Source organism: Phenylobacterium sp., from assembly GCF_013822795.1.
GTDB lineage: Bacteria > Pseudomonadota > Alphaproteobacteria > Caulobacterales > Caulobacteraceae > Phenylobacterium.
Window position 1 is genome coordinate 194,141 of record NZ_PNLB01000001.1, and the last position, 23,780, is coordinate 217,920.

General features: G+C 67.6%; 27 protein-coding genes and 1 tRNA gene. 17 read left to right on the forward strand and 11 right to left on the reverse strand.

Going from position 1 to position 23,780, the window contains the following annotated elements:
* Positions 1-87 precede the first annotated feature (87 nt).
* A complete protein-coding gene (locus C0481_RS00900) occupies positions 88-294 on the reverse strand; it encodes a cold-shock protein (protein ID WP_183774102.1) in 207 nt (68 codons plus the stop codon).
* A 298-nt stretch (positions 295-592) separates the two neighbouring features.
* Here C0481_RS00900 and C0481_RS00905 point away from each other — a divergent pair, with 298 nt between their 5' ends.
* The 3 genes from C0481_RS00905 (at position 593) to C0481_RS00915 (ending at position 2,440) form a co-directional block, all read left to right on the forward strand.
* Complete coding sequence (locus C0481_RS00905) at positions 593-1,180, forward strand: sigma-70 family RNA polymerase sigma factor (protein ID WP_293399591.1); 588 nt, start codon at positions 593-595, stop codon at positions 1,178-1,180.
* On the forward strand, positions 1,177-1,902 hold the full coding sequence (locus tag C0481_RS00910) for an anti-sigma factor (protein ID WP_293399594.1): 726 nt from the start codon (positions 1,177-1,179) through the stop codon (positions 1,900-1,902). The genes C0481_RS00905 and C0481_RS00910 overlap by 4 nt, the downstream gene beginning before the upstream one ends.
* 67 nt (positions 1,903-1,969) lie before the next feature.
* Positions 1,970-2,440 (forward strand): YbjN domain-containing protein, encoded by a 471-nt coding sequence (locus C0481_RS00915; RefSeq protein WP_293399597.1) that lies wholly within the window; start codon positions 1,970-1,972, stop codon positions 2,438-2,440.
* A 36-nt stretch (positions 2,441-2,476) separates the two neighbouring features.
* Here the strand turns inward: C0481_RS00915 and carA are convergent, their stop codons facing one another.
* The gene (carA, locus tag C0481_RS00920; RefSeq protein WP_293399600.1) at positions 2,477-3,649 is read right to left on the reverse strand and encodes a glutamine-hydrolyzing carbamoyl-phosphate synthase small subunit; all 1,173 of its coding nucleotides are present in this window, start codon (positions 3,647-3,649) and stop codon (positions 2,477-2,479) included.
* A gap of 166 nt (positions 3,650-3,815) precedes the next feature.
* Positions 3,816-4,928 carry a response regulator gene (locus C0481_RS00925; RefSeq protein ID WP_293399603.1) on the reverse strand — a complete coding sequence of 371 codons (1,113 nt, stop codon included), beginning with the start codon at positions 4,926-4,928 and terminating at the stop codon, positions 3,816-3,818.
* A 155-nt stretch (positions 4,929-5,083) separates the two neighbouring features.
* Here C0481_RS00925 and C0481_RS00930 point away from each other — a divergent pair, with 155 nt between their 5' ends.
* The 4 genes from C0481_RS00930 to C0481_RS00945 all read left to right on the forward strand — a co-directional run bounded on the left by C0481_RS00930 (position 5,084) and on the right by C0481_RS00945 (position 7,679).
* Entirely contained in the window at positions 5,084-5,779 is a 696-nt protein-coding gene (locus C0481_RS00930; RefSeq protein ID WP_293399606.1) for an HAD family hydrolase, read from the forward strand.
* 73 nt (positions 5,780-5,852) lie between these two features.
* Positions 5,853-6,245 carry a hypothetical protein gene (locus C0481_RS00935; RefSeq protein ID WP_293399609.1) on the forward strand — a complete coding sequence of 131 codons (393 nt, stop codon included), beginning with the start codon at positions 5,853-5,855 and terminating at the stop codon, positions 6,243-6,245.
* Positions 6,245-6,796 carry a hypothetical protein gene (locus C0481_RS00940; protein ID WP_293399612.1) on the forward strand — a complete coding sequence of 184 codons (552 nt, stop codon included), beginning with the start codon at positions 6,245-6,247 and terminating at the stop codon, positions 6,794-6,796. Before C0481_RS00935 ends, C0481_RS00940 begins: the two co-directional genes overlap by 1 nt.
* A gap of 10 nt (positions 6,797-6,806) precedes the next feature.
* The gene (locus tag C0481_RS00945) at positions 6,807-7,679 is read left to right on the forward strand and encodes a sigma-70 family RNA polymerase sigma factor (protein ID WP_293399615.1); all 873 of its coding nucleotides are present in this window, start codon (positions 6,807-6,809) and stop codon (positions 7,677-7,679) included.
* Here C0481_RS00945 and C0481_RS00950 read toward each other — a convergent pair.
* Positions 7,673-8,608 carry a DUF808 domain-containing protein gene (locus C0481_RS00950; protein ID WP_293399617.1) on the reverse strand — a complete coding sequence of 312 codons (936 nt, stop codon included), beginning with the start codon at positions 8,606-8,608 and terminating at the stop codon, positions 7,673-7,675. The two genes, C0481_RS00945 and C0481_RS00950, sit on opposite strands and share 7 nt — an antisense overlap.
* Positions 8,609-8,787: 179 nt before the next feature.
* On the opposite strand from C0481_RS00950, the gene C0481_RS00955 reads away from it, so the two are divergent.
* From C0481_RS00955 to C0481_RS00975, 5 genes are all read left to right on the forward strand, one after another.
* On the forward strand, positions 8,788-9,801 hold the full coding sequence (locus C0481_RS00955; protein WP_293399620.1) for a PAS domain-containing sensor histidine kinase: 1,014 nt from the start codon (positions 8,788-8,790) through the stop codon (positions 9,799-9,801).
* A 41-nt stretch (positions 9,802-9,842) separates the two neighbouring features.
* Positions 9,843-11,744 carry a DNA primase gene (dnaG, locus tag C0481_RS00960; protein ID WP_293400033.1) on the forward strand — a complete coding sequence of 634 codons (1,902 nt, stop codon included), beginning with the start codon at positions 9,843-9,845 and terminating at the stop codon, positions 11,742-11,744.
* 79 nt (positions 11,745-11,823) lie between these two features.
* The gene (gene rpoD / locus C0481_RS00965; RefSeq protein WP_293399623.1) at positions 11,824-13,767 is read left to right on the forward strand and encodes an RNA polymerase sigma factor RpoD; all 1,944 of its coding nucleotides are present in this window, start codon (positions 11,824-11,826) and stop codon (positions 13,765-13,767) included.
* A gap of 135 nt (positions 13,768-13,902) precedes the next feature.
* Positions 13,903-14,793 carry a hypothetical protein gene (locus C0481_RS00970; protein WP_293399625.1) on the forward strand — a complete coding sequence of 297 codons (891 nt, stop codon included), beginning with the start codon at positions 13,903-13,905 and terminating at the stop codon, positions 14,791-14,793.
* Positions 14,794-14,829: 36 nt separating this feature from the next.
* Positions 14,830-15,765 (forward strand): hypothetical protein, encoded by a 936-nt coding sequence (locus tag C0481_RS00975; RefSeq protein WP_293399627.1) that lies wholly within the window; start codon positions 14,830-14,832, stop codon positions 15,763-15,765.
* 3 nt (positions 15,766-15,768) lie between these two features.
* Here the strand turns inward: C0481_RS00975 and C0481_RS00980 are convergent, their stop codons facing one another.
* Both C0481_RS00980 and C0481_RS00985 read right to left on the reverse strand, forming a co-directional pair.
* Positions 15,769-16,389 (reverse strand): TIGR02466 family protein, encoded by a 621-nt coding sequence (locus tag C0481_RS00980; protein ID WP_293399630.1) that lies wholly within the window; start codon positions 16,387-16,389, stop codon positions 15,769-15,771.
* A 40-nt stretch (positions 16,390-16,429) separates the two neighbouring features.
* Positions 16,430-16,651, reverse strand: a complete 222-nt coding sequence (locus C0481_RS00985) for a flagellar basal body rod C-terminal domain-containing protein (RefSeq protein WP_293399633.1) — start codon at positions 16,649-16,651, stop codon at positions 16,430-16,432.
* Between the two features lie 146 nt (positions 16,652-16,797).
* Between C0481_RS00985 and C0481_RS00990 the strand changes: the two genes are divergently transcribed.
* Positions 16,798-17,157 carry a hypothetical protein gene (locus C0481_RS00990; RefSeq protein ID WP_293399635.1) on the forward strand — a complete coding sequence of 120 codons (360 nt, stop codon included), beginning with the start codon at positions 16,798-16,800 and terminating at the stop codon, positions 17,155-17,157.
* Here the strand turns inward: C0481_RS00990 and C0481_RS00995 are convergent.
* Both C0481_RS00995 and C0481_RS01000 read right to left on the reverse strand, forming a co-directional pair.
* Positions 17,154-18,410, reverse strand: coding sequence for a serine hydrolase domain-containing protein (locus C0481_RS00995; protein ID WP_293399637.1), 1,257 nt, complete (start codon positions 18,408-18,410; stop codon positions 17,154-17,156). The two genes, C0481_RS00990 and C0481_RS00995, sit on opposite strands and share 4 nt — an antisense overlap.
* A gap of 98 nt (positions 18,411-18,508) precedes the next feature.
* Positions 18,509-19,054, reverse strand: a complete 546-nt coding sequence (locus C0481_RS01000; RefSeq protein ID WP_293399640.1) for a YbhB/YbcL family Raf kinase inhibitor-like protein — start codon at positions 19,052-19,054, stop codon at positions 18,509-18,511.
* 99 nt (positions 19,055-19,153) lie between these two features.
* On the opposite strand from C0481_RS01000, the gene C0481_RS01005 reads away from it, so the two are divergent.
* From C0481_RS01005 to C0481_RS01015, 3 genes are all read left to right on the forward strand, one after another.
* Entirely contained in the window at positions 19,154-20,047 is an 894-nt protein-coding gene (locus C0481_RS01005) for an alpha/beta hydrolase (RefSeq protein WP_293399643.1), read from the forward strand.
* Positions 20,048-20,245: 198 nt separating this feature from the next.
* The gene (gene panD, locus C0481_RS01010) at positions 20,246-20,602 is read left to right on the forward strand and encodes an aspartate 1-decarboxylase (RefSeq protein ID WP_056025476.1); all 357 of its coding nucleotides are present in this window, start codon (positions 20,246-20,248) and stop codon (positions 20,600-20,602) included.
* A complete protein-coding gene (locus C0481_RS01015; RefSeq protein WP_293399653.1) occupies positions 20,602-21,060 on the forward strand; it encodes a hypothetical protein in 459 nt (152 codons plus the stop codon). The genes panD and C0481_RS01015 overlap by 1 nt, the downstream gene beginning before the upstream one ends.
* A 29-nt stretch (positions 21,061-21,089) precedes the next feature.
* Here C0481_RS01015 and C0481_RS01020 read toward each other — a convergent pair whose 3' ends face one another.
* Positions 21,090-21,830, reverse strand: coding sequence for an SIMPL domain-containing protein (locus C0481_RS01020; protein WP_293399656.1), 741 nt, complete (start codon positions 21,828-21,830; stop codon positions 21,090-21,092).
* A 152-nt stretch (positions 21,831-21,982) separates the two neighbouring features.
* Here C0481_RS01020 and C0481_RS01025 point away from each other — a divergent pair.
* Positions 21,983-22,058, forward strand: a tRNA-Ile gene (locus C0481_RS01025).
* A gap of 106 nt (positions 22,059-22,164) precedes the next feature.
* On the opposite strand, the gene C0481_RS01030 is transcribed toward C0481_RS01025, so the two are convergent.
* Both C0481_RS01030 and C0481_RS01035 read right to left on the reverse strand, forming a co-directional pair.
* A complete protein-coding gene (locus C0481_RS01030; RefSeq protein ID WP_293399659.1) occupies positions 22,165-22,596 on the reverse strand; it encodes an ion channel in 432 nt (143 codons plus the stop codon).
* Positions 22,593-23,693, reverse strand: coding sequence for an AI-2E family transporter (locus C0481_RS01035; RefSeq protein WP_293399662.1), 1,101 nt, complete (start codon positions 23,691-23,693; stop codon positions 22,593-22,595). The genes C0481_RS01030 and C0481_RS01035 overlap by 4 nt, the downstream gene beginning before the upstream one ends.
* Between the last annotated feature and the right edge of the window lie 87 nt (positions 23,694-23,780).

Genomic DNA, 23,780 nt, shown 5'->3' on the forward strand with positions numbered 1-23,780 from the left:
AGGAGGCCGCCAACGAAAACGGGCCGGCGTTTCCGCCGGCCCGCAGCCGTTTCGATGCAAGGGCCAAAAGGCCTTTTGCCGAACTGCTTAGACTTGCAGGTTGCCGGCGGCCATCTTGCCGCTGCGACGGTCCTGCTCGAGTTCGTAGGTGATCTTTTGGCCTTCGTTCAGGCTGCGGAGTCCGGCGCGTTCAACGGCCGAGATGTGAACGAAGATGTCCGCGCCGCCATCGTCGGGTTGGATGAAGCCATAGCCCTTGGTTCCGTTGAACCATTTAACAGTGCCGGTAGCCATAGAAGTGTCGTCCTTGGGTAAGTCGTTCCGCAACCCAAGCCTTTTGAGTCACGCATCAAATTTCGGGAGGGTCGGGGAGCAGGTTCGGTGCGCCAGAAAATGTGGAGCGTCGAAAATCAGCCGAACCATACGAGTTTGACGAGCTAAACGTAGCGCGCTTCAAAGCCCCTCGCAAGGCGCTCCATGGAACGGCGCTCTGCGGCGTTAGGTGCAGCGCAGCAAGCGTTCCCGGCGGGGCGCGGGACGGCGCAAGCTGTCGCCTCGAAGCGCGCCATCGGCCCTTTCCTCGGGCGGCGAAGTGCGGCAGCTTCCCTGTCTGCACGGTATGGGACCGCCCTCGATCGCCACGCTCGACCCCTTGGCCGAATTGATGTCGCAGATCGCGGCGGGCGATCGCTCGGCGATGCGCCGGCTCTACGACGCCACCTCCGCGAAGCTTTTCGGCGTCTGCCTGCGTATCCTCTCGGACAAGGACGAGAGCGAAGACGTGCTGCAGGAGGTCTATCTCACCATCTGGCGACGGGCCGACCGCTACGAGGCGGAGCGGGCCAGCGTCATGGCGTGGATCTCGACCATCGCCCGTAACCGGGCCATCGATCGGCTGCGGGCGCGCGGACCGCTTGCCTACGCCGAGCCGGTGGACGAACTCCAGATCGAGGACGAGGCCCCGCGGGCCGAGGCGCTGCTGGAGGCGTCCCAGGACGGCCAGGCGCTGGCGCGCTGTCTCGACGAACTGGACGCCAGGACCCAGGGGGCGATCCGCACGGCCTTCTTCGAGGGGCTGACCTATGAAGCCCTCGCCCGGCGGCTGGATGCGCCGCTGGGGACGGTGAAGAGCTGGATCCGCCGCGGCCTGCTGAAGCTGAGGGGGTGTCTGGAGCGATGAGCGACATCGGCCCCGAATTGCCGGACGACGAAGCCCTGGCGGCCGAACACGCGCTCGGCGTGCTGACGGCTCAGGAGCGGGCCGCCGCCGAGCAGCGCATGGCGCGTGACCCGGTCTTCGCCGCCGAGGTGCTGGCCTGGCGCGCGCGTCTCGCGCCGCTGGCCGAGGAAATCGCGCCGGTGGCCGCGCCGGCCGGCCTGTGGCCGCGGATCGAGCGGATGCTGGCGGCCAACGACAACAGCCAGGGCGTGCGACGGCGGCTGCGGTTCTGGCGCGCGGCGACTCTCGGCTCGCTGGCGGTGACGGCCGCCAGCCTGGCGGCGGTGGTGTTCCTGGCCGCGCGCCCGCCGGAGGTGATCACCCAACCGCGCCCGCCGATGGGGCCGATGATGAACGCTCGGCTCATGAGCGACGGCGGCCAGCCGCTGTTCCTGGCCGCCTACGACCCCGAACGGAAGTCCATCCTGGTGGCTTCGCTGGTGCCGCCGGGCGCCGATCCGGACCATAGTCACGAACTGTGGCTGATCCCGGCCGACGGCAAGCCGCGCTCGCTGGGGCTCATCGACCCCGGCGCCTCCAAGGCCATGCCGATGTCCGAGCCGATGGCGGAAATGACCACCGAAGGCGTCTCGCTGGCGGTTTCGGTCGAGCCGCGCGGCGGTTCGCGCCAGGAAGGGCCTTCGGGCCCCCTGGCGGCGGTCGGCAAGCTGGCGCGCCTCTAGCCGCTCGGCTGGCGCGGGCGGCGCGAAGCGCCCTATGCTCCACGTCCAGTTGAGAGGTTTCTAGTCCATGAGAACGAGTCTGCTTGCGGTAAGCGCTGCGGTTCTGCTCCTGTCGGGCGGCGCGGCGTCGGCGGCCCCTGAGCCGCACAAGGACGGCATGACCCTGAAGGAGATCCAGTCCTGGCTGCTCGAGAGCGGCTACAAGGCCGAGCTCAAGAAGGACGACGGCGAGGGCTACATCACGAGCTCGGCCGAGGGAGTCAGCTTCGAGATCTATCCCAACGACTGTCGCCAGGACCGCTGCGCCTCGATGCAGTTGGTCGCCGCCTTCAACGTGAAGCAAAAGCTCAACGCCGAGAAGGCGAACGAGTGGAACTCAGGCAAGCGCTACGTCGATTGCTACATCGACGACGAGGGCGATCCCTGGTTCACCTACGACATCAATGTCAGCCCCGGCGGCACGCGCGCGGCGCTCGACGACAATTTCAGCGTCTGGCTGAGCTTCCTGCCCGACATCAAGCAACACATCGGGTGGTAGAACGAAAAAGGCCGGCGCTGGGCGCCGGCCTTTTGTCTATTTCTTGGCTGCGTCCATGTAACCCGCGAAGCGCTCGAACAGGTAGAGCGAGTCCGTCGGGCCGGGCGAAGCCTCCGGGTGGTGCTGGACGCTGAACACCGGCTTGTCCTTCAGGGCGATGCCGGCGTTGGTGCCGTCGAACAGCGAGACATGGGTCTCGACCACCGGTTCGGGCAGGCTGTCGCGGTCCACAGTGAAGCCGTGGTTCATCGAGACGATCTCCACCTTGCCGGTGGTGATGTCCTTGACCGGGTGGTTCGCGCCGTGGTGGCCCTGGTCCATCTTCACGGTGCTGGCGCCCAGGGCGCGGGCCATCATCTGGTGGCCCAGGCAGATGCCGAACACCGGCACGCCGCTGTCGACCAGTTTCTTGATTTCCGGCACGGCGTATTCGCCGGTCGCGGCCGGGTCGCCGGGGCCGTTGGACAGCAGAACGCCGTCCGGCTTGCGGGCCAGGACGTCCTCGGCGCTGGTCTTGGCCGGCACCACGGTGACGCGCGCGCCGATCGAGGTGAGGGCGCGCAGGATGTTGCGCTTCACGCCGTAGTCCAGGACCACGACCTCATACTTCGGTTGCTGCGCCGGTTTGGCGTAGCCCTCGGGCCAGTCCCACAGGCCCTCGTCATAGACGAACGGCTGCAGGCACGAGGCGTCCTTGGCCAGGTCCAGGCCCTCAAGGCCGGCCCAGGCCTTGGCCTTTTCCAGCAGGGCGGAAATGTCGAATTCGCCGGTGGGCGAGTGGGCGATGACGCCATGCGGCATGCCGTTCTCGCGGATCGAGCGGGTGAGGGCGCGGGTGTCGACCCCAGCCAGGCCGATGACGCCGCGGCGCTTCATCCAGGCGTCCAGGTCGCCGTCGGCGCGCCAGTTGGCCGGCGCGGTGGGCGCGTCGCGGAAGATCGCGCCGCGGGCCGCAGTCTCGGCCGAACCGGACATCTGTTCGATGTCTTCGACGTTCACCCCGACATTGCCCATGTGCGGGAAGGTGAAGGCCACGATCTGCGACATGTAGGAGGGGTCCGTGAGGATCTCCTGATAGCCGGTCATCGCGGTGTTGAAGCAGACCTCGCCGACCGCGTCGCCGGTCGCGCCGACGCCGATCCCTTGCAGGACGGTCCCGTTCGCCAGGACCAGAACGCCCGTCACACCTTGGAGAAGTTCTACAGTCATCTCGGCGTCTCCATCAGAGTGTGCATGCTCGCAAAAAGGCGGGCCAGGGTGAACCCCGCCCGTTCCTTGACTCGTCCGCTTGTTCGGCAAACGGCGGCTACCTAATGACTACCGGAGGCCGGGTCAATGCGGCGCTGAGGGAATCTGGCCGCGGGGCCGCCGGCGTTCAGTCGGCCAGAACGCCCGAGATCGCCTCGAACAGCGCGTCGGCCCTGACCGGCTTGCCGATATGGCGGTCGGCGCCCGCTTCGGTCGACGACTTCAGGTCGTCGGGCGAGGTGTTGGCGCTGATCACGATGATCGGCGCGCGCGGCAGGCCTGCGCCCTCGGCCTTGCGGATCGCCCGGATCGCGGTCAGCCCGTCCATCACCGGCATGCGCAGGTCCATCAGCACCAAGTCGAAGCCGCCCCGCCGCCAGGCCTCCACCGCTTCCTCGCCGTTCTCGACGCTGGTCACCTCGGCCCCCGCCGCGCCGAGCATCAGCTCCAGCACCTTGCGGTTGGTCGGGTTGTCGTCGGCGGCCAGGATCCGCAGGGGCGGGGCCTCGCCGTCCTGGATCGGCTGATGGGCGGCGTCGGCCTCGTGCGCGGCGTCGCCATAGTCGAGCAGGCCGGCGACCAGCCGGTCGAGCTGGCCGGCCGATCCCTGGATGTCGGCCACCAGGCCGCGCTGCTCAGCGGTCAGCGCGGTGCGCTCCAGCGCCGCGATCAGTCCGACCACGCCGTTGAGCGGGGTGCGCAGTTCGTGGCTCATGTCGGCGACGAACTCGGTCTTGGCGCGGCTGGCGACCTCGGCCCGGTGCAGGGCGTCCTCCAGAGCCGCGGCCTGGCGCTTCATCTCGGTGATGTCGACCCGCAGGCCGATGACGCCGCCGTCGCCGGTGCGGCGTTCCTCGATCATCAGCCACCGGCCGTCGGCCAGCCGCTGTTCGTGCCGCTCGCCGGTCGGGTTCTTCAGCTTGTCGAGCCGCGCAGCCAGCCACGTCTCCTCGCGCCCGACGGCGTCCGGATAGTCGCCGCGGGCCACGCCAGTGCGCAGGGTGTCGGCCAGGGTGACCTGCGACGAGAACAGGTCGGCCGAGCGGTGGTAGATCTCAGCGTAGCGCTTGTTCCAGAGCAGATAGCGGCCGTCGGGGTCCAGGAAGACGATGCCTTCGGGCAGCAGGTCGAGCGCCTCGCGCAGGCGCTGGCCGGCGACCTCGGCCTGGGCGTTGGCTGCAGCCAGCGCCCGCCCGCCCAGCAGGCGGGCGATCCGTTCCCGAAGCCTGACCTTCGGCATCTCGCTCCCCGACGATTCGCCCCAAGGTGCTCATGAGACGCTGATCGCGTTGCGGCCACGCCGACAGAGGCGCCGGGAGCGCGGGATCGCGCGTTAAGCTCAAGCTTTAGGCGCCGGGGTTCGCATTTTGCCCGCTTGCGTCTATTTCGACGGCCATGAGCATCACCACGGTCGGCCTCGATGCCGACGACACCCTCTGGCACAACGAGACGATCTTCCGGCTGACCCACGACCGGTTCAGCGAGCTGCTGTCCGACGTCGCCGACAAGCAGGCGCTTGAGCAGCGCCTAGCTGAGGTCGAGAAGCGCAACCTGCGGCTCTACGGCTATGGGGTGAAGGGCTTCACGCTGTCGATGATCGAGACGGCGATGGAGATGACCGGCGGCGAGCCGCCCGGCCATGTGATCCGTGAGATCCTGGCGGTCGGCCGCGAGATGCTGAGCGAGCCGGTCGAGCCGCTGCCCGGCGTCGACGACACCCTGGCCGAGCTTTCCAAGCGCTATCGGCTGGTGCTGATCACCAAGGGCGACCTGCTGCACCAGGAGCAGAAGCTGGCCGCGTCGGGCCTCGGCGACCTGTTCGCCGCGGTCGAGATCGTCAGCGAGAAGGACGCCTCGACCTACAGCCGCGTCTTCGCCCGTCACGGCACCGGCGCAGAGCAGGCGGTGATGTGCGGCAACTCCATGCGCTCGGACATCCTGCCGGCCATCGAGGCGGGGGCTTACGGCGCCTACGTGCCCTATCCGCTGATCTGGGCCCACGAGATGGCCGACGCCCCGGAGGGACATGCGCGGTTCGCTGAGCTGGCCAGCATCCGTGATCTGCCGGCCTGGATCGACGGGCTGAAGTGACGATTTCTCCGCCGGCGATGTCACAGCCGGCGCCGCCGAACCGTCCTTGGGGGCGATGGTTCGGAGAAATCAGATGTCGCGCGTCCTCGCCGCCGCCCTCGGCCTGCTGCTGGGGCTGAACGCCCTGGCCATGCTGTTGGCCTCGTTCTGGTGGTACAACGCCGTTCCGGGCGTGATCGCCACCGGCCCCTACAATCCGCACTTCGTCCGCGATATCGGCGCGACCTATCTGGTCGTCGCCGGCGGCCTGGTCTGGTTCGCCGCCCGCCCGGCTCAGGGCTGGCCCGCGCTTGTCGCCGGGGCGAGCTTCCTAGTGCTGCATGCCGCGATCCATGTGTTCGACGCCAGCTGCTCGGCCGATCCGGTCGCCAATCTGATCCGCGACCTGCCGGGCGTCTTCGTCCCGGCCCTGATCGCCGCCGCCATCGCCGTGTTCAACCGCCCCGCCAGGACAGGAGCCGCCTGATGCTGAAAGCCCTGCTCGCCCGCCAGATCGACAAGATGGAACGCCGCTGGGGCTACGACGCCAGCTATATGCGGCATGTGCTGGCGGCCAGCCCCGGCAGCTTGCTGCGCTTCGGGCTGGTCAGTTCGATGGTCGACGCCAGGGCCGCCCCGGCCGCGGCGATCGCCGCCGCCAAGCTGGTCGGGACCCTGGCCGAGGACTGCGGGCCCTGCACCCAGATCGTCAGCGACATGGCCGCCGCCGAGGGCGTCGCGCCGCAGATCCTGCGCGGGGTTCTTGCGGGCGACGAGGCGGCGATGGGGGAGGACGCCGCCCTGGCCTGGCGGTTCGCCCGCGCCAGCCTGGCCCGTGACATGGCCGCCGCCGATCCGCTGCGGGACGAGGTCGTCCGCCGCTGGGGCGACCGCGGCCTGGTGGCCCTCGGCCTGGCCCTGACCAGCGCGCGCATGTACCCGACGCTCAAGTACGCGCTCGGCTACGGCAAGGCCTGTTCGAAGGTGATCGTCGACGGCCAGGCCGCCCCGGTGGCCCGCGCCCCGCTGGCGGCGTAGGATCGCGCGCATGGCCGCCGACGTCGAAACATTCGAGAGCCAGCGACAGCGTCTGACCCGGCTCGCCTACCGCATGCTGGGGTCGGTCGCCGAGGCCGAAGACGTGGTCCAGGACGCCTGGCTGCGTTGGAACCGGACCGACGAGGAGGTCCGCGATCCGGCCGGCTGGCTGGTGCGGGTGACGAGCCGCCTCTGCATCGACCGCTTGCGCTCGGCCAAGGTCCAGCGGGAGGCCTATCGCGGCCCCTGGCTGCCGGAGCCGCTGATCGAGGAGCTGAGCGTCGATCCGGTCGAGCGCGCCGAGGACGTGTCGGTGGCCTTCCTGCTGGCGCTGGAGCGGCTCTCGCCGCTGGAGCGGGCCGTGTTCCTGCTGCACGACGTGTTCGACGAGGACTACGCCTCGGTCGCCGAGACCCTGGGCCGCAACGAGGCGGCGGTGCGCCAGCTGGCCGCCCGGGCGCGGACCCATGTGCGGGACTCCCGGCCGCGCTTCACGGTCAGCGAGGCCGAGGCCGCCAAGCTCGCGGCCGCGTTCATGGCCGCCGCCGCCCAGGGCGACATGAAGGCGCTGTCGGCCGTGCTCGCCGAGGACGCGGTGCTGATCTCCGACGGCGGCGGCAAGCGCTCGGCGGCTCTGCGGCCGATGAGCGGGCGCGAGGACATCATCCGGCTGCTGGAGGGGCTCGCCTGGCGCACGGGCGGGGCCGAACTGTGGCCGATCAGCTTCCGCGCCGTGCGGATCAACGGCTATCCGGGCGTGATCATGGAGCGCGAGGACGGGCCGATGACCGTGGCGTTCCAGCCGGGCGAGGACGGCAAGCTCGCCGCCATCTATCTGGTCCGTAATCCCGATAAGCTGGGACGTCTGCCGCTGGATCAGTGAGCCTTGCGGTGCGGCAGCAGGTGCAGCACCCCGGCGATGACGCCGCCGATCACCAAGCCGACGATCGCCGAGCCGACCGCGAAGGTCACCCAGCCGGTGACCGGCCCGATCGCGGGAACCTGCCCCGCCCAGTGCGAGGCGCCTTCGACCCAGACCGGGATCGGCGTCAGGTGGAAGTGCTCCAGGCCATGGACGATGATGCCGCCGCCGACCCACAGCATGGCGGCGGTGCCGATCACGGTCAGCCAGTTCATGACCACTGGCATGCCCTTGACCAGCATGCGGCCGATGGCCTGGGAGGCGCGCGCCGGGCGCTTGGCCATGTGCAGGCCGATGTCGTCCATCTTCACGATCAGGCCGACCACGCCATAGACGGCGGCGGTGATCGCGACGCCCACCAGCAGCAGCGCGCCAGCTTGGACGAAGAGCGGTTGGTCGGCTACGTCGGCCAGGGCGATGGCCATGATCTCGGCCGAGAGGATGAGGTCGGTGCGGATCGCGCCGCTGACCTTCTGGTCTTCGAGCTCCGTGGCGCTGAGCGCCAGCTCCTCGGGCTCATCGGCCTCGTCCTCGCCGCGGATCGCCTCGATGATTTTCTCGGTGGCCTCGAAGCAGAGATAGGCGCCGCCGGCCATCAGCAGCGGCGTCACGCCCCAAGGGGCGAAGGCGCTGAGCAGCAGGGCGCCAGGCAGCAGGAACAGCAGCTTGTTGCGCAGCGAACCGATGGCGATGCGCAGGACGATCGGCAGTTCACGCTCGGGCGAGAAGCCCATCGCGTAGCCAGGCGTCACCGCGGTGTCGTCGACGACCACCCCGACCGCCTTGGTTCCGGCCTTTCCGGCGGCGCCGGCCACGTCGTCCAGCGAGGCGGCCGCCATCTTGGCGATGCCCGCGACATCGTCGAGCAGCGCAACAAGTCCGGAAGCCATCGGGAACCTCTGCTGATTGAAAGACTTGAGCCAATACCACGGGTCGGCGAGAGCTAGCGACGCGAGCCTAGTGCCGCATTGCTCTTCCGTCCCAGACTGCCTGTGGATGGGAACGGGGTCAGATGCAACGGCCCAAGAAGGAAGCGGCCCCTGCGCCATTCGTGGACGGGGAGGGCCGAATGATCCGGCTGGTGCGCAGCTTCGACTGGGCCTCGACGCCACTGGGCCCGGCCGCCGACTGGCCGCCCGAACTGAAGACCATGGTCAACTTCATCCTGGAATCGCAGTTTCCGGCGGTGATCATCTGGGGCGAGCACCTGCTCACCATCTACAACGACGCCTTTCTGCCGATCCTCGGCGACAAGCCCGAGGCGCTGGGCCGGTCCTTCGCCGATGTCTGGTCCGAGGCCTGGGACAAGATTGAGCCGGTGGTGCGGCGGGCCTTCGAGGGCGAGGCGACCTTCATCAAGGACTATCCGTTGACGGTGGTGCGCTCGGAGCAGCCGGAACACGCTTGGTTCACCTTCTGCTTCAGCCCCCTGCGGCTGGCCAGCGGCGACATCTGCGGCGTGGTCGACACGGTGGTGGAGACGACCGCCACCGTCCGCGCGCACGCCGACTTGGATACTCTGGCCCAGGAGATGAGCCACCGGCTCAAGAACACCATGGCCACGGTCCAGGCGCTGGCCGCCCAGTCGCTCAAGGAGGTGGTCGAACGCAGTGTGGTCGAGGAGTTCCTCGACCGCATTGTCACGCTCGGCAACGCCCACGACGTGCTGTTCCGCCAGAACTGGCAGGCGGTGCCGCTGCGGCGGGTGGCCGAGGCGACGCTGTCGCCGCTCGACGGCCTCGGCCAGATCCACCTGAGGGGCCGCGAGGTGCAGATCGGCGTGCGCACCACCATGTCGCTGTCGCTGCTGCTGCACGAACTGGCCACCAACGCGGCCAAGTACGGGGCGCTGTCGACACCGAAAGGCCGGGTTGATCTGGAATGGAGCGTGCGGGCGGGGAACTTCCGCTTACGTTGGCGCGAGTGCGGCGGCCCGCCGGTCAGCCCTCCGCAACATACGGGATTTGGCAGCCGCCTCATCAACCTGGGACTGTCGCCCGAGGGGGCAGTGGTGCGGCGCTACGGGTCCGAGGGCGTCGAGGTCGACATCGAGACGCCGGTCTCGGGCCTGCTTGATCGTTGAGGGGGCTACGCCACGAGCGCGGACGCTGTATCATCTGCGTGGTGCGCGTCGACGAACACTTCCTTGATGAGATCAAATCCCGCCTCCGGCCCTCCGATGTGATCGGGCGGACGGTGAAGCTGCGCAAGCAGGGCCGGGAGTATGTCGGCCTGTCGCCGTTCAACAAGGAGAAGACCCCTTCGTTCTACGTGAACGACGAGAAGGGCCAGTTCTTCGATTTCTCGTCCGGCAAGAACGGCGATCTGATCACCTTCCTGCAAGAGACCGAGCGCCTCACCTTCATGGAGGCGGTCGAGCGGCTGGCCGCGGAAGCTGGCCTCACCATGCCGGAGGCCGATCCCCGTTCGGCCGAGCAGGAGCGCCAGCGCCAGGGCCTGTCGGACTGGATGGACGCCGCCGCCCAGTGGTTCGAAGGCGCCCTGCGCCGGCCGGAGGGCAAGGAGGCGCGCGCCTATCTGGAGCGCCGCGGTCTGCCTGAGTCGGAGTGGGCGCGGTTTCGGCTCGGCTTCTCGCCGCCGGGCCGCACGGCGCTGAAGGACTACCTGGTCACCAAGGGCGCCCGGCCAGGCGAGCTGGTCGAGGCCGGGCTGCTGATCGCGCCCGAGGAGGGCGGCGCGCCCTATGACCGGTTCCGCGACCGGATCATCTTCCCGATCGCCGACCATCGCGGGCGGATCCTGTCGTTCGGCGGTCGGGCGATGGATCCGCAGGCCCGCGCCAAATACCTGAACGGCCCGGAAAGTCCGCTCTTTCACAAGGGTCGAACGCTCTACGGAATTGGCGAGGCGCGGAAGATCCTGGGCGCGGCGCCCAGCAACGAAACCCCGCCGCTGGTGGTGGTCGAGGGCTATATGGACGCCATCGCCTGCCAGCGCGCCGGCGTCGCCGCTGTCGCGCCGCTCGGTACGGCTCTGACCGAAGAGCAGATGGAGATGCTCTGGCGGCTGCACGGCGAGCCGACCCTCTCGTTCGACGGCGACCGCGCCGGTCGCCAGGCGGCCTCGCGCTCCATCGACCGGGCCCTGCCGCTGCTCAAGCCCGGCAAGAGCTTCAAGTTCGCGATCGTCGAGGGCGGCAAGGATCCGGACGAGGTGCTGCGCGAGCAGGGGGCCGTGGCCCTCCGCGCCCAGTTGTCGCAGACCACGGCCTTCGTCGACGCGCTGTTCACCCGCGAACACGATTTGGAACCGCTGGATACGCCCGAGCGGCGGGCCGGTTTCAAGAACCGCCTGCGCAACGCGGCCGGCCAGATCGCCGACAAGGATTTGCAGCAGGCCTACCGCGAGGCGCTGATGGAGCGCTTCGACGCGACCGGCCCCAAGGCCCGCTCGCAACCCGAGCAGGGCGGCCGTCCGCAACGCGGAAGCGCAGGCGGATCAAGGGGTTGGCGCGGGGGCGGGCGCGAGTGGATCGATCCGGCGCCCACCGAGGCAGGGCGAGCCGCCGCCCAGCGGCTGGCCCAGTCTATCGACCCGGTGGCCGCGGCCCTCGCCAAGTATGCGATCGGTGATCCGAGCGTTCTGGACGAACATCTGGAGAACTCGTTCCTCGCCAAAGGCTTCGGTGTCGAAGCTCTAGCGAAGCTGACGGGGGAGATCATCGGTTTCAGATTGGATGCTGATCATCTTGACACCGCGACTCTCGCACGCCATCTGGCGTCTTGCGGGTTTAATGCGCTGCTGACAGACATCGACCGGGCCGCTGCGAAATCGGGCGCGCCCATTTTGAAACCGGATGTCTCCCTCGACGTCGCTAGATCCCAGTGGTCGCAAGCTTTCGCGGGCCTTTCACGGCTCGTGGCGCTCGACGAGGCTATTGCGTCCGCAAAGGGTAACCTTAGCGGTCGTTCCGATATGGAAGCTCTCGAGCGTCTGAAAGGCGAACGCGACACACTGAAACGCGCGATCAGAACGGGAACGATTTGGGCGGGAGAAGGGTCGTAAGGGAATACGACCGTCTGTTCGCTATTGGAGCATCTTCGGCCCGCGCCTTGCATGGCGCGGCCGAAATCCGGAGACCTAGATGAGCACGAACACGGCTGAAGCGGAAACCACGGAAACGACTGGCGGTGATGGTCCGCTGCTCGACCTCACCGACGCCGGCGTAAAGAAGTTCATCAAGCAGGCCAAGGCCCGCGGCTACGTCACTATGGACGAGCTGAACAAGGTCTTGCCCTCTGAGGAAGTCACCTCCGAGGCCATCGAAGACACCCTCGCCATGCTTTCGGAGATGGGCGTCAACGTCGTCGAGGCTGAGGAAGACGCCGAGGGCGGCGAAGTCGCCGTTCGCGAAGAAACCGCCGTCGTCGAGACGACCAAGGAACCGGCCTACGACCGGACCGACGACCCCGTGCGCATGTACCTGCGCGAAATGGGTTCGGTGGAGCTGCTCTCGCGCGAAGGCGAAATCGCCATCGCCAAGCGCATCGAGGCCGGCCGCGACACCATGATCCGCGGGCTGTGCGAAAGCGCCCTGACCTTCGAAGCCATCATGGTGTGGCGCGAGGAACTGGGCTCTGGCCGCATCCTGCTGCGCGAGGTCATCGACCTCGAACAGACCTACGGCGGCGCCAACGCCGCGGCGGCCGAGCTGGCCGGCGAGACGGCGGCCGAGAGCGAAGAAGAAGAGACCACCGAAGACGGCGAGGCCGTCGCCAAGGCCGAAGGCGCCGAGGACGACGACGACTTCGACGACGGCGCCGGTCCGACCATTAGCGCGATGGAAGGCGAACTGCGCGAAGGGGTCATGGCGACCCTGGACGCCATCGCCTCGGAGTTCGACTCGTTCCGCTCGCTGCAGGAGAAGCTGGTCGGCAAGCGCCTGAAGGGTGAAGACCTCTCGGACGCCGACCGCAAGGCCTACACCAGCGCCTCGCTGGCCATCGTCCAGCATCTGAAGACGCTGAAGCTGAACAACAACCGCATCGAGGCTCTGGTCGAGCAGCTCTATGCGATCAACAAGCGTCTGATGGGCCTGGAAGGCCGCCTGCTGCGTCTGGCCGACAGCTACGGCATTTCCCGTTCGGAGTTCCTCAAGGCCTACTTCGGCCAGGAGCTGTCGCCGAACTGGACCGACCAGGTGAAGCCGCTGGGCGTGCGCTGGACCAAGTTCGTCGAGAACGACGCTGGTCAGATCGGCGACATCCGCTCGGAAGTGGCGGCGCTCGCCACCGAGACCGGCGTGCCGATCGACGACTATCGCCGCATCGTCCAGACCGTCCAGAAGGGCGAGCGCGAAGCCCGTCAGGCCAAGAAGGAAATGGTCGAGGCCAACCTGCGCCTCGTGATCTCCATCGCCAAGAAGTACACCAACCGCGGCCTGCAGTTCCTGGACCTGATCCAGGAAGGCAACATCGGCCTGATGAAGGCGGTCGATAAGTTCGAGTACCGCCGCGGCTACAAGTTCTCGACCTATGCGACCTGGTGGATCCGTCAGGCGATCACCCGCTCGATCGCCGACCAGGCGCGGACCATCCGGATTCCGGTGCACATGATCGAGACGATCAACAAGATCGTCCGCACCAGCCGCCAGATGCTGCACGAGATCGGCCGCGAGCCGACCCCGGAAGAACTGGCCGAAAAGCTGGCCATGCCGCTGGAGAAGGTCCGCAAGGTCCTGAAGATCGCCAAGGAGCCGATCTCGCTCGAAACCCCGATCGGGGACGAGGAAGACAGCCACCTGGGCGACTTCATCGAGGACAAGAACGCGATCCTTCCGATCGACGCGGCGATCCAGTCGAACCTGCGCGAGACCACCACCCGCGTGCTGGCGTCGCTGACGCCGCGCGAGGAGCGCGTCCTGCGCATGCGCTTCGGGATCGGCATGAACACCGACCACACCCTCGAAGAGGTCGGCCAGCAGTTCAGCGTCACCCGCGAGCGGATCCGTCAGATCGAGGCCAAGGCGCTTCGCAAGCTGAAGCACCCGTCGCGGTCGCGGAAGCTGCGCAGCTTCCTCGACAGCTAAGACTCTTCGGCGCTGTCAGCGTCATGGCGCCCCCGACCGGAAGCGGTCGGGGGCGTTTTCATGTTCGGCTATCGGCAGCGGTGACAGAACGCCGATAGGCGAGCAAGCTGGGCCCATCAGGAAGAGGTGGGCGATATGCACCGGATGCTCCTCGGGCTGGCTTTGGGATTGGCGCTGGCCGTGGGCGCGCTGGCCCAGACGGTCGTCCCGCCGCCGAAAATGAGCCAGGCCGAAGGCGTCCAGCTGTTCGAGGCTGGGGGTTTCAAGGTCGCCGGCGGCAAGGCGATCAATGTCTGCGGGACGGCCTCGCAGCCGAAGTTCGCTTTCATGGACTTGAACGGCGATGGCGCGCTGGAGGCCGCCGCCGTCGACAAGAACCCCTCCTGCTACGGCGGCGACGGACTGTGGTTCACCCTGCTCGCCAAGGGCGGCGACGGCCGCTGGCGGGCTATCGCGAGGGATAGTGGAGCCCTGGGGTTCGAAACCTCACGATCGAACGGCTGGCTGGACGTCCGCGTCACCGGCGATTGCGTGCGTATCTGGAAGTATGCCGGCGACGGCTATCAGCGTCCGGCCGCCTGCGCGCCGGCCTCGTTCGCCAAGGCCCAGGCCGCCACCAGCGTCACCGCCGCCGACCGCGCGGCGGCCTTGCGGGCGGCAGGTTTTGTCGCCAAGGGCGGCCGATGGCTGAACGGCGAAGGCGAATGTGAAGCTGCCGTTGAGCCCAGCGACATCCGCGACCTCAATGGCGACGGTCGCCAGGAGATCGTCATCACCGAGACCGGGACCTTCTGCTACGGCAATACCGGTCAGGGTTTCTACATCATGGAGCGCGCCGGAAGCGGCTGGCGCACGCTGTTCCAATCCCAAGGAATACCGGAGTTCCTACCGACCAAGGGCGTTGGCGGCTGGCCCGACATCGTCCTGGGCGGTCCCGGCTTCTGCTTCCCGGTGGTGCGCTACAACGGCAAGGCCTACGCCAATCACCGCCAGAAGGAAGAACAGCCCGGCGCCTGCGCGCGCTGATAGCGTCTAGAACGGAGGGGATGCTATCAGGGGTTGATGAGCACCCCCTTCCAGGCCGCGCTTGAAGCTGGCGACCTAGCTGCCATCCGAGCTTGCCCAAAGGCTGATCTGCACATCCACGCCATCATGGGCGGGTGCAGGGAGTTCGTTCGCGAGCGCCTAGGGCTCGATGTCGCTCCGCTCGATGGCGTGCTGGGCTCGATGGACGAGATGCACGCCTGGGTCGACGCGCAATCTCAGGGCTGCTTCCGCGACGCGGCCGGCCGGGCGGTGGCTTTCGAGGCGACCTTTGTCCAGGCCCGCAACGACGGCGTCACGCGCCTGGAGGTCGGATCCGATGTCTGGGAGATCACTCTGCATGACCACTCGGCGCAATCTGTCTGGAGCATGTTGACCACCGCGCACGCCAACGGCGGTCCTCAGATCGATTGGATCCCCCAGATGTCGTTCTCGCGGCACTGTCCGGTCAGGGCGTTGGACTATTGGATGGCGCCGCTGCTGGAGTTGGGACGGTTCCTGACCCTCGACCTCTCTGGCGACGAACTTATCCAGCCAATCGAGGTGTTTGCGCCGTTATATCGCCGCGCCAAGCGGGCGGGCTTGCGGCTCAAGGCCCATGTCGGCGAATGGGGAACGGCCGACGACGTTTGGCGCGCTGTCGAGGTGCTGGAGTTGGACGAGGTCCAGCATGGAATCGCGGCGGCGGACTCGCCGCAGGTCATGCGAATGCTGGCCAACGCCGGCGTGCGGCTAAACCTCTGCCCGACCTCAAATCTGAAGCTCGGCAGGGTGGCGCGGCTGGAGGATCATCCTATCCGCCGGCTCTATGACGCCGGCGTGCGGGTCACGGTCAACACCGACGATCCGTTGATGTTCGGCGCCACCGTCTCGCAGGAGTTCCTCAATCTCTTCCAGGCGGGGGTGATGAGCGCCGCCGAGCTCGACGAGATCAGGCTTGAAGGGCTCCGCTAAGCGCTAGCGCCAGGCGTAGTTGAAGCTGACCGAGATCCGTTCCTTGCGCGCGGCGTTGGCTGGCACCTCGTGGCGCAGCCAGCTTTCCCACATCAGCACCGTGCCCGGCTCAGGCTGCAGGTAGACGAAGCTGCGAGCGTCCTCGGGGGCGTCGGCCTCGCGCGGCGGGGCGGCCATCATCAGCGGCAGCCGCGGGTCTTCCAGCTTCAGCGCGCTGGCCCCCTTGGGGATGGCCACATAGACCGTGCCTGACAGCACGCTGTGCGGGTGGATGTGGCCCGAGTGCGCCGCGCCGGGCTTGAGGATGTTGACCCACAGGCTGTCGAGCTTCAGCCGTCGGCGGCCGAGGTCGAGGTGCAGCGCCTTGGCGTAGGCGGTCGCATGCTTGTCGAGCTTGCGCTTTAGGTCCTCGAAGATGCTGGCCCGCATCGGCAGGTCGTCGAGCGAGGCGTAGGAGGTGTAGCCGCCGTAGCCGTGCTCGCGGCACCAGGCTTGGCCGGCCATGTCCTCGTCGGCCAGCATGCGGCAGGCGTCTTCAAGCTCGGCGTTGAAGTCGGCGAAGCCGCGCTCCCCGGCGAGGCTGGCTTCATAGACCTGGGTGACGAAGAGGGGGCGCAGGCTCATGGCCCGGCGCTAACGCCCCGAGGCCCCGATGTCAAAGCCGCTAGGCCAGGACGTCGAGCAGTTTGCCGGTCATGTCCTGGGCGCTGCGGATCACCGCGGCGTTGGCGGCGAAGGCGGTTTTGGCGGTGATCTGCTCGACGATCTCGGCCGGCAGATCGACGGCTTCGCCTTCGACGCCCATGCGGGCGACGCGGCTGGCCGAGGCGTCGAAGCGCCGGCTGGCGGCCAGCATGCCGTATTGTGCGGTGGCGATCGGATCCATGGCGGGCCCCTTCCACCGTGGATCATGCGCCGTGCGCGGTTAAGCCTTCGCGCAGCGACATGATGAAGACATCGCTCACCATGCGGCGCCTGAAACCGGCCACGCCCGGCGCGTGTTATGGTTAAGTCGAACTGGAGGTTAGTCCGATGATCCGTTCCGCCCTGATCGCTGTTGCGACGCTTGTCGCCTTCGCCGGCGCGGCCTCCGCCCAGGCGCCGCTGTCGCAGAATCCGCCGACCCAGACCATCATCTGCCTGGACGTGGGCGGCCAGACCCTGCCGGTGTCCTGCAAGGTCCCGGCCAGCCGTCTCGACAAGCGCGAGGACTTCTGCACCTGCCGCACGGGCACGCAGGTCGACATCGGGATCTGCCCCGATGGCGTGAAGCCGCCGGCCGAAAACCGCGCCTACGAGAAGGCCCGCAAGGCGGCCGTCAAGAACGGCAGCCTGCTCGGCGCCACCTATGAAGGGCGGCCGATGTGCGTCACCGGCCGCAACACCTACTAGAGCGGCTTGCCGAGCGCAGCATAGGTGAGCTTCTGGAAGACGGGCAGGGCGGCGCGTCCGCCCATCCGCTGCCCGGTGGCCAGCTGCGAGGCGGCTTCCGGCTCCAGCGGGATCGAGTTCTGGATCAGGTAGATCATCACCATGTCCTCGACGGGGTCGGCCTGCCACCAGGTGCCGAACGCTCCGGGCCAGCCGAACGAGCCCTCTGAGCCGGCGCCCATCCAGGCCTGCTTTTCCGGGTCGGTGATCACCGAGACGCCGAGGCCGAAGCCTTGGCCCAGCCAGAACGGAATGCCCATGAACGGCACCTGGCGCTGCTCGGGCGTCAGGCGGTTCTCGCGCATCGCCTCGAGCGTCTCGCGCTTGACGTAGCGCACCCCGTCCAGCTCGCCGCCGTTCAGCATCATGCGGGCGAAGCGCAGGTAGTCGTCGGCCGTCGAGATCAGGCCGCCGCCGCCGGCGCAGAACTCCGGCGGGCCCGGCAGGTGCGGGAAGGAGATGTCCTCCATCGCATCGGTTTTCGGGTTGATCCGGTAGAGCTTGGCCATCCGGTCGCGCTTCTCCGGCGGACACCAGAAGTCGGTGTCGTTCATGCCGAGCGGCGTCAGGATCCGCTCCATGATGAACTCGCGATAGCCCTGGCCCGACACCCGGCCGACCAGGAAGCCGAGCACGTCGGTGGCGTGGCTGTAGTGGAAGCGGTCGCCCGGCTGGTAGGAGAGCGGCAACTGGCCCAGCGCCTTCAGCCACTCGTCGGGGCTGAGATGGCCGCCCAGCGGCGAGCCCAGCGCGGCCTCGTGGGCCTGGGCGATCGGCCCCATCGAGGTAAAGGCGTAGGCCAGGCCCGAGCGATGGGTCATGAGGTCGTCGACGGTGATCTCGCGCGCGGCGGGAACCGTGTCGTCGACCGGACCGGTCGCCGATTTCAGGACCTGCATGTCCTTGAACTCGGGCATCCACTTGGTGATCGGGTCGTCGAGGCGGAGCTTGCCTTCCTCCATCAGCATCAGGATGGCGATCGACGTGATCGGCTTGGTCATCGAAGCGATGCGGAACAGGGTGTCGCGGGTCATCGAGGCTTTGGCCGCCACATCGCGGTAGCCGAGCGTGTTGACCTGGGCGATCTCGCCCTTGCGCCAGAGCAGAGTGACGAAGCCTGACAGGTCGCCGGCGTCGACAATCGGCTGGAGGGAGGCGGGGATCGCCGCCAGACCGTCGGAAGAGAAGCCGCCCAGAGCCAGATCGCCGTCCATGTCGCCTCGCCAGAATGTCCGCCGAGGTCCCATGCCAGGGCGTTTTCGCAGCTATGGCCTGGCTGACGTAGAGCCCGTCAACATACTTTTTGTTCGAACTATTGGCGGCGCGGCGCCTCGTAGGTGGCCATCATCTCGCCCTGGGCGATGGTGTGGCCCTTGAGGATGTTCAGCAGCTCATGCAGCGGCGTGTCGGGGCCGACCTCCAGGTTCTGGTCCAGCGCGAAGACCTGGAAATAGTAGCGGTGCACGCCGTGCCCGACCGGAGGACGTGGCCCGAACCAGCCGTAGTCGCCGGCGTCGTTGCGGCCCTGGATGATCGGATGCGGCGGATCGATGTACTGAGCCTGGGGCACGCCTTCAGGCAGGCCGCCGGCTTCGGCCGGGATGTTCCAGATCATCCAGTGGACGAACGGCTTCTCCATCGGCGCGTCGGGATCCTCGACGATCAGCGCGTAGCTCTCGGCGCCCTCGATCTCGGTCCAGGTCAGGGGCGGGGAGAGGTTCTCGTGGTAGGCCGAGTGGCGGTCGGCCAGGCGTCCGTCCGGGGCTTGGGAGGGCGACATGACGACTAGGCCGCTCTGGTCGCGCGGCTCGACCTTGAAGATGGTGATGGTTTCACCTGAATGGGCGGGCGTGGACATTGGGGTGCTCCTTGTCCCCCGGTGGGAAGCGCGTCGTCCACGGCTTGGTTGCGGCGATCCGGAAAAGGCCCTAGCCGGTGGTGCATGATCCCGCGTCGCGTGTCCGCTTCGGTTCGCCTTGTCGTTATCGCCGCCATGGCGGCGCTTTGCGCGGCCTGTACGCCGCTCGGCGTGTTCGCCACCTTCACGTCCCGCGATCCGGCGATCCTGACCGCGCATGACCAGCCCTATGGTCCGGGCGGTCGCCAGAGCCTGGATGTCTATGCGCCTAGGCGGATGGATGTGGCGCGGCCGGTGGCGGTGTTCCTGTACGGCGGCGGCTGGGAGCGTGGCCGCAAGTGGGACTATGGCTGGGTCGCCCAGGCCCTGGCCGCCCGCGGCTACGTGGTGGTGCTGCCCGACTACCGGCTCTACCCGCAGGTGCGGTTTCCGGCATTCCTCAACGATAGCGCCCAGGCTGTGCGATGGGCGGTCGATCACGCCGCCGCCTACGGAGGCGATCCCTCACGCATCGTGCTGCTGGGGCATTCGGCCGGCGCCTACAATGCGGTGATGCTGGGTCTGGAGCCGAGCTATCTGCGGCAGGCGGGTGTGGATCCTGCCCGCATCGCCGGCTTGGTCGGCATCGCCGGCCCATACGACTTCCTGCCCCTCAAGGGCCACATGGCCGACGTGTTCGGGGGCGGCGAGCCGGCCGCGACCCAGCCGGTGCGGTTGGCGCGGGCCGATGCGCCGCCGATGCTGCTGGTCACCGGCTCGGCCGACGCGATCGTCGATCCGCAGGAGACCGCCGCGCTGGACGCGGCGCTGCGCGCGGCCGGCGCCCGCGTCGAGAGTCGCAGCTATCCGGGGGTGGGCCACAACGAGATCATGGCGGCGATGTCGCGTCCGTTCCGCGATCGCGCGAGCGTGCTCAGCGACATCACCGGCTTCATGGAACAGGTCACTGACGCCCCGTCAGCTCACGCGTTTGTCACCCAGGGCGCACCATGATCCGGAGCCCGAGTTTTGGGGTGTAAGCGACTGAATTATCAGCCGTAATGTTCATTCAGAGAGCGCTGTTCGGCCGCGACATATTGCCCTTAGGTCAACCTTGCTGCGCCGCCGCAATTGTGGTGATCCCCATTCAACGCTATATCCGGCGGCCCTTCGTTTCCGAAGGATTGTGCGCCGCAGTTAGAAGGACCGCCCATGCTGGTGACCCTGATGAAGGCCAAGCTTCACCGCGCGACGGTGACTCAGGCCGATCTCGAGTACGAAGGCTCGATCGCGATCGACCGCGATCTGCTGGACGCCTCGGGCATCCTTCCCCATGAGCAAGTCGACGTTCTGAACATCACCACCGGCGCGCGGTTCACCACCTACGCCATCGAAGCGCCGCGCGGATCCAAGGTGATCGGCGTCAACGGCGCCGCCGCCCGCCTCGTCCAAAAGGGCGACAAGGTGATCGTGGTCACCTACGGCATGCTGCCGGCCGAAGAGGCTCGCAACTATTCGCCGAGCGTGGTGCTGCTCGACGACGGTAACGAGATCAAGCAGGCCGCCTGATGCGCGCCCTGGCCGCGCTCGGCATTTCCGCCGCAGTCCTGGCCGCCTGTGCGCCGGCCGCGCCCAAGGGCGTGGACAAGGCCGTCCTCGACGAGGCCGTCTCCAGCGCCATCGGCGATCCGGGCACCTGCGTGCTGATCGCCGAGGGCGGCAAGACCGTCTACCAGTACGGAACCCACGTGGTCTGCGGCCGCACGCTGCCGACCTGCGAAGGGCAGGGCGTTCAAACCCTAGAGCAATTGCTCAAGGCGACGCCGGCCACGGCTGAGCGCAAAACCGCCAGCTGCCGCAGCAATCCCGAAGGCACCCGCATCGTCGCCTGGGCCAGCGGCCCAGTCGCCGGCCGCGAGGGCATGACCTATGCGGCGGTCATGGAGGCCAGCGAGGCGCCGCCCGGCATCGTCATCGCCGACAAGCTGACCTCGGCCTTCGCGCGGGCCGGCCTCGGCACGAAGTAAGCCCTCCCCCGAAGGGGAGGGCCGATCGCTTACCGCGACAGTTCGTAGAGACCGGTGATGTCCACCCGGACGTTCAGTTCGCCGGCGGAGATCGGCGCGCCGCCGTCGGCCATTTCCTTGCGGGCGTAGGCCATCATCGGAACCGGGGGCGGCGAGGGCATGTAGCTGCCGCCTTCGCTGAGGTTGACCAGCCGGTTGACGCGGTGACCGGTCGCCCGGGCGTAGAGGTCGGCCTTGGCGGCCAGCGCCTTGACCGCTTCCTGGCGGGCGGCGTTTTCGGCCGCGCTCGGGTCCTTCAGGCCGAAGGAGATGCCGTTCACCTGGTTGGCGCCGGCCTTGACCGTGGCGTCGACCGCCCCGCCCAGCTTGGTCAGGTCATTGACGGTGATGGTCACCTGGTTCGAGGCCTGGTAGCCGCGCAGCTTCGGCGGCTCGTTCTGCACGTAGTCGTACTGGGCGTTGAGGTTCAGGCCCGAGGTCTGGATGTCCTTCTCGGCGATGCCGGCCTTGCGCAGCGCGACGATCACCGAGTTCATCTTCTCGTTGTTGGCGGCCAGGGCGCCGGCGGCGGTCGGGGCCTCGGTCACGACGCCGAGGTTGATAGTCGCCTTGTCGGGAGCGACGCGGGTCTCGCCGTACGCTGAGAGGTTGAGCGTGGTCGTCTGGAACATCGAACCTGCCGAGGGTTGCGCGGTTTGAGCGAAGGCGGCGGGCGCGGCGGCGGTGGCGAGCAGCAGGGCCATGGCGCCGGCGCGGACGAAGGTCTTCATCGAAATCTCCACAAACGCCCCGGGGGTAGGGCGGGATCGAGGTCTCCAAACGTCGGATGACGGTGGAGGTTGCAGTTCTGACAAAGCCAAGCTGAACGGCAGCTTTAAGGCGCGTGCAGGTCGTGGTAACCCGCAGCCCTGCGTCGCTGCAGGGGCCTGTAGCTCAATGGTTAGAGCCGACCGCTCATAACGGTCTGGTTGTAGGTTCGAGTCCTACCGGGCCCACCAGCGATGCGTACGAGGACGTCCAGGCGAGCTGCGCCTTTCCTGAAATCGGGTTCCGCGCTGCTGTGTCCATCCAACTGGACCTGCGCCCTCGAGTGCGCGCGGCAGGCTATTGCTCCATGGCCCACTTTGCGGTGGCGCGTTGGACCGCGGCGATCAGCAGCGCGGTCGTGATCCCGAACATCATCAGGCCCGTCGCGGCCTGCAGGGGCGCCAGCAGCCTGATGCGGCCGATCAGGGTCTCGTCGCCGTATCCTAGCGAGGTGAAGGTTACGCCCGAGAAGTACAGCGCGGTTTCAAGATCATCGAAGGCGCCGAACACCTGATAGAGCACCGCCCAGATCATGACCTGCGCGAACGAGCCCAGCATGAGCACCAGCATCAGGACGGAAAATTGAAGGATGATCTTGCGCCAGGGCCTTGGCCCCAGCGGGAGCCGTGACGTGCGGCCGAAATAGTTCGCGCCGATGACGGAGGCTGCGACCTGCAGCCCCAGGCAGGCCAGCATCGCCAGCAGGCCAAAGGCGGCGACGACGATCACTGTGGCGGGGCGCCGACTTGGGTGGCGCTGCCGTCGGCCGAGTGAACATCCAGCCATTCCATGAAAAGCACGTAGCCTACCGCCAGGACCACAGGCCCGACAAAGAGGCCTAGCAACCCGTCGGCGATCATTCCGCCGATCACCCCGATGAGGATCACTGGCATCGGCACCTCCAGGCCCCGTCCCAGCATCAGCGGCTTGAGGAAGTTGTCGCTGAGACCGGCGAAGAGAGACCAGATCATGAAGATGACGGCCGGCACGGTCGGCTCGGTCGCGAAGACATAGACAATGACCGGTAGGGTAATCAGCGTCGCGGGCACCTGAATGATGCCGAGCAGCAGCGTTGCGAGCATCAGGAGGCCGGCGGTTGGCAGGCCGATTGCGAAGAAGCCTGCTCCGACCAGCGCCGATTGGATCGCCGCTACGCCGACGACGCCGATGGCCACGCCACGCACGGTCGCTGCGGTCAATGCGGCTAGCGCAGGCCCGCGACCGCGATTTCCCGTCATGATTTCCAAGAGGCGCTGGGCGAACGTCGCCGCGCCCTTTCCGTAGGCGACCAGCACCGCTGCGATGGCGAATGACAGCACGAAGGCTAGCTCGCCGGCGACCAGACGACCGGAGAAGGTTGCGATCCAGACCGCCGTCGCGCTCAACTGCCCCTTGTACTTGACTAGCGCCGCGGGAACATCGGTCGCGGCGAGGGTCCAGGCCTCCGCTAGCTTTTCGCCGACGACTGGCAACTCGATCAGTCGGGGCGGGACCGGGGGAATGACGAGGGTTTGGTTCTGCAGTCCATCAATCAACCACCCCGCCGATGACGCGATGGAGGCCCCAACGGCGATGGTCGGGACGATGATCAATGCAACGCCAACGACGCCGATGAGCACTGCGGACCATCGATTTCCCACCTTACGAGCCAGGCGGACATGCAAGGGGTAGAGCATCACCGCGAGGATAACCGACCAAAGTAGGACGCCGGCGAAGGGAAGCACGACGCGCGCACAGGCAAAGAGCAGCAGCGCTAGGAGTCCGAGCTGCAGCGCTGCGTCCAACACCTTCGAGCGTGCAGGCGCGCCAGGCGCGATCGGTTTCATAGGTCATCCCAACGAGGCGTTCATGGCCAGAAGAGACGCGCGTACACAGTCCGCGGACAACCGCCCGCGCGAGCTACAGCTTCGTGA

Bases quoted from the DNA above. Each gene is read 5' to 3' on its own strand.
- C0481_RS00900 (WP_183774102.1), bottom strand. From the start codon at position 294: ATGGCTACCGGCACTGTTAAATGGTTCAACGGAACCAAGGGCTATGGC.
- C0481_RS00910 (WP_293399594.1), top strand. From the start codon at position 1,177: ATGAGCGACATCGGCCCCGAATTGCCGGACGACGAAGCCCTGGCGGCC.
- C0481_RS00915 (WP_293399597.1), top strand. From the start codon at position 1,970: ATGAGAACGAGTCTGCTTGCGGTAAGCGCTGCGGTTCTGCTCCTGTCG.
- carA (WP_293399600.1), bottom strand. From the start codon at position 3,649: ATGACTGTAGAACTTCTCCAAGGTGTGACGGGCGTTCTGGTCCTGGCG.
- C0481_RS00925 (WP_293399603.1), bottom strand. From the start codon at position 4,928: ATGCCGAAGGTCAGGCTTCGGGAACGGATCGCCCGCCTGCTGGGCGGG.
- C0481_RS00930 (WP_293399606.1), top strand. From the start codon at position 5,084: ATGAGCATCACCACGGTCGGCCTCGATGCCGACGACACCCTCTGGCAC.
- C0481_RS00935 (WP_293399609.1), top strand. From the start codon at position 5,853: ATGTCGCGCGTCCTCGCCGCCGCCCTCGGCCTGCTGCTGGGGCTGAAC.
- C0481_RS00940 (WP_293399612.1), top strand. From the start codon at position 6,245: ATGCTGAAAGCCCTGCTCGCCCGCCAGATCGACAAGATGGAACGCCGC.
- C0481_RS00945 (WP_293399615.1), top strand. From the start codon at position 6,807: ATGGCCGCCGACGTCGAAACATTCGAGAGCCAGCGACAGCGTCTGACC.
- C0481_RS00950 (WP_293399617.1), bottom strand. From the start codon at position 8,608: ATGGCTTCCGGACTTGTTGCGCTGCTCGACGATGTCGCGGGCATCGCC.
- C0481_RS00955 (WP_293399620.1), top strand. From the start codon at position 8,788: ATGATCCGGCTGGTGCGCAGCTTCGACTGGGCCTCGACGCCACTGGGC.
- rpoD (WP_293399623.1), top strand. From the start codon at position 11,824: ATGAGCACGAACACGGCTGAAGCGGAAACCACGGAAACGACTGGCGGT.
- C0481_RS00970 (WP_293399625.1), top strand. From the start codon at position 13,903: ATGCACCGGATGCTCCTCGGGCTGGCTTTGGGATTGGCGCTGGCCGTG.
- C0481_RS00975 (WP_293399627.1), top strand. From the start codon at position 14,830: ATGAGCACCCCCTTCCAGGCCGCGCTTGAAGCTGGCGACCTAGCTGCC.
- C0481_RS00980 (WP_293399630.1), bottom strand. From the start codon at position 16,389: ATGAGCCTGCGCCCCCTCTTCGTCACCCAGGTCTATGAAGCCAGCCTC.
- C0481_RS00985 (WP_293399633.1), bottom strand. From the start codon at position 16,651: ATGGATCCGATCGCCACCGCACAATACGGCATGCTGGCCGCCAGCCGG.
- C0481_RS00990 (WP_293399635.1), top strand. From the start codon at position 16,798: ATGATCCGTTCCGCCCTGATCGCTGTTGCGACGCTTGTCGCCTTCGCC.
- C0481_RS00995 (WP_293399637.1), bottom strand. From the start codon at position 18,410: ATGGACGGCGATCTGGCTCTGGGCGGCTTCTCTTCCGACGGTCTGGCG.
- C0481_RS01000 (WP_293399640.1), bottom strand. From the start codon at position 19,054: ATGTCCACGCCCGCCCATTCAGGTGAAACCATCACCATCTTCAAGGTC.
- panD (WP_056025476.1), top strand. From the start codon at position 20,246: ATGCTGGTGACCCTGATGAAGGCCAAGCTTCACCGCGCGACGGTGACT.
- C0481_RS01015 (WP_293399653.1), top strand. From the start codon at position 20,602: ATGCGCGCCCTGGCCGCGCTCGGCATTTCCGCCGCAGTCCTGGCCGCC.
- C0481_RS01020 (WP_293399656.1), bottom strand. From the start codon at position 21,830: ATGAAGACCTTCGTCCGCGCCGGCGCCATGGCCCTGCTGCTCGCCACC.
- C0481_RS01035 (WP_293399662.1), bottom strand. From the start codon at position 23,693: ATGAAACCGATCGCGCCTGGCGCGCCTGCACGCTCGAAGGTGTTGGAC.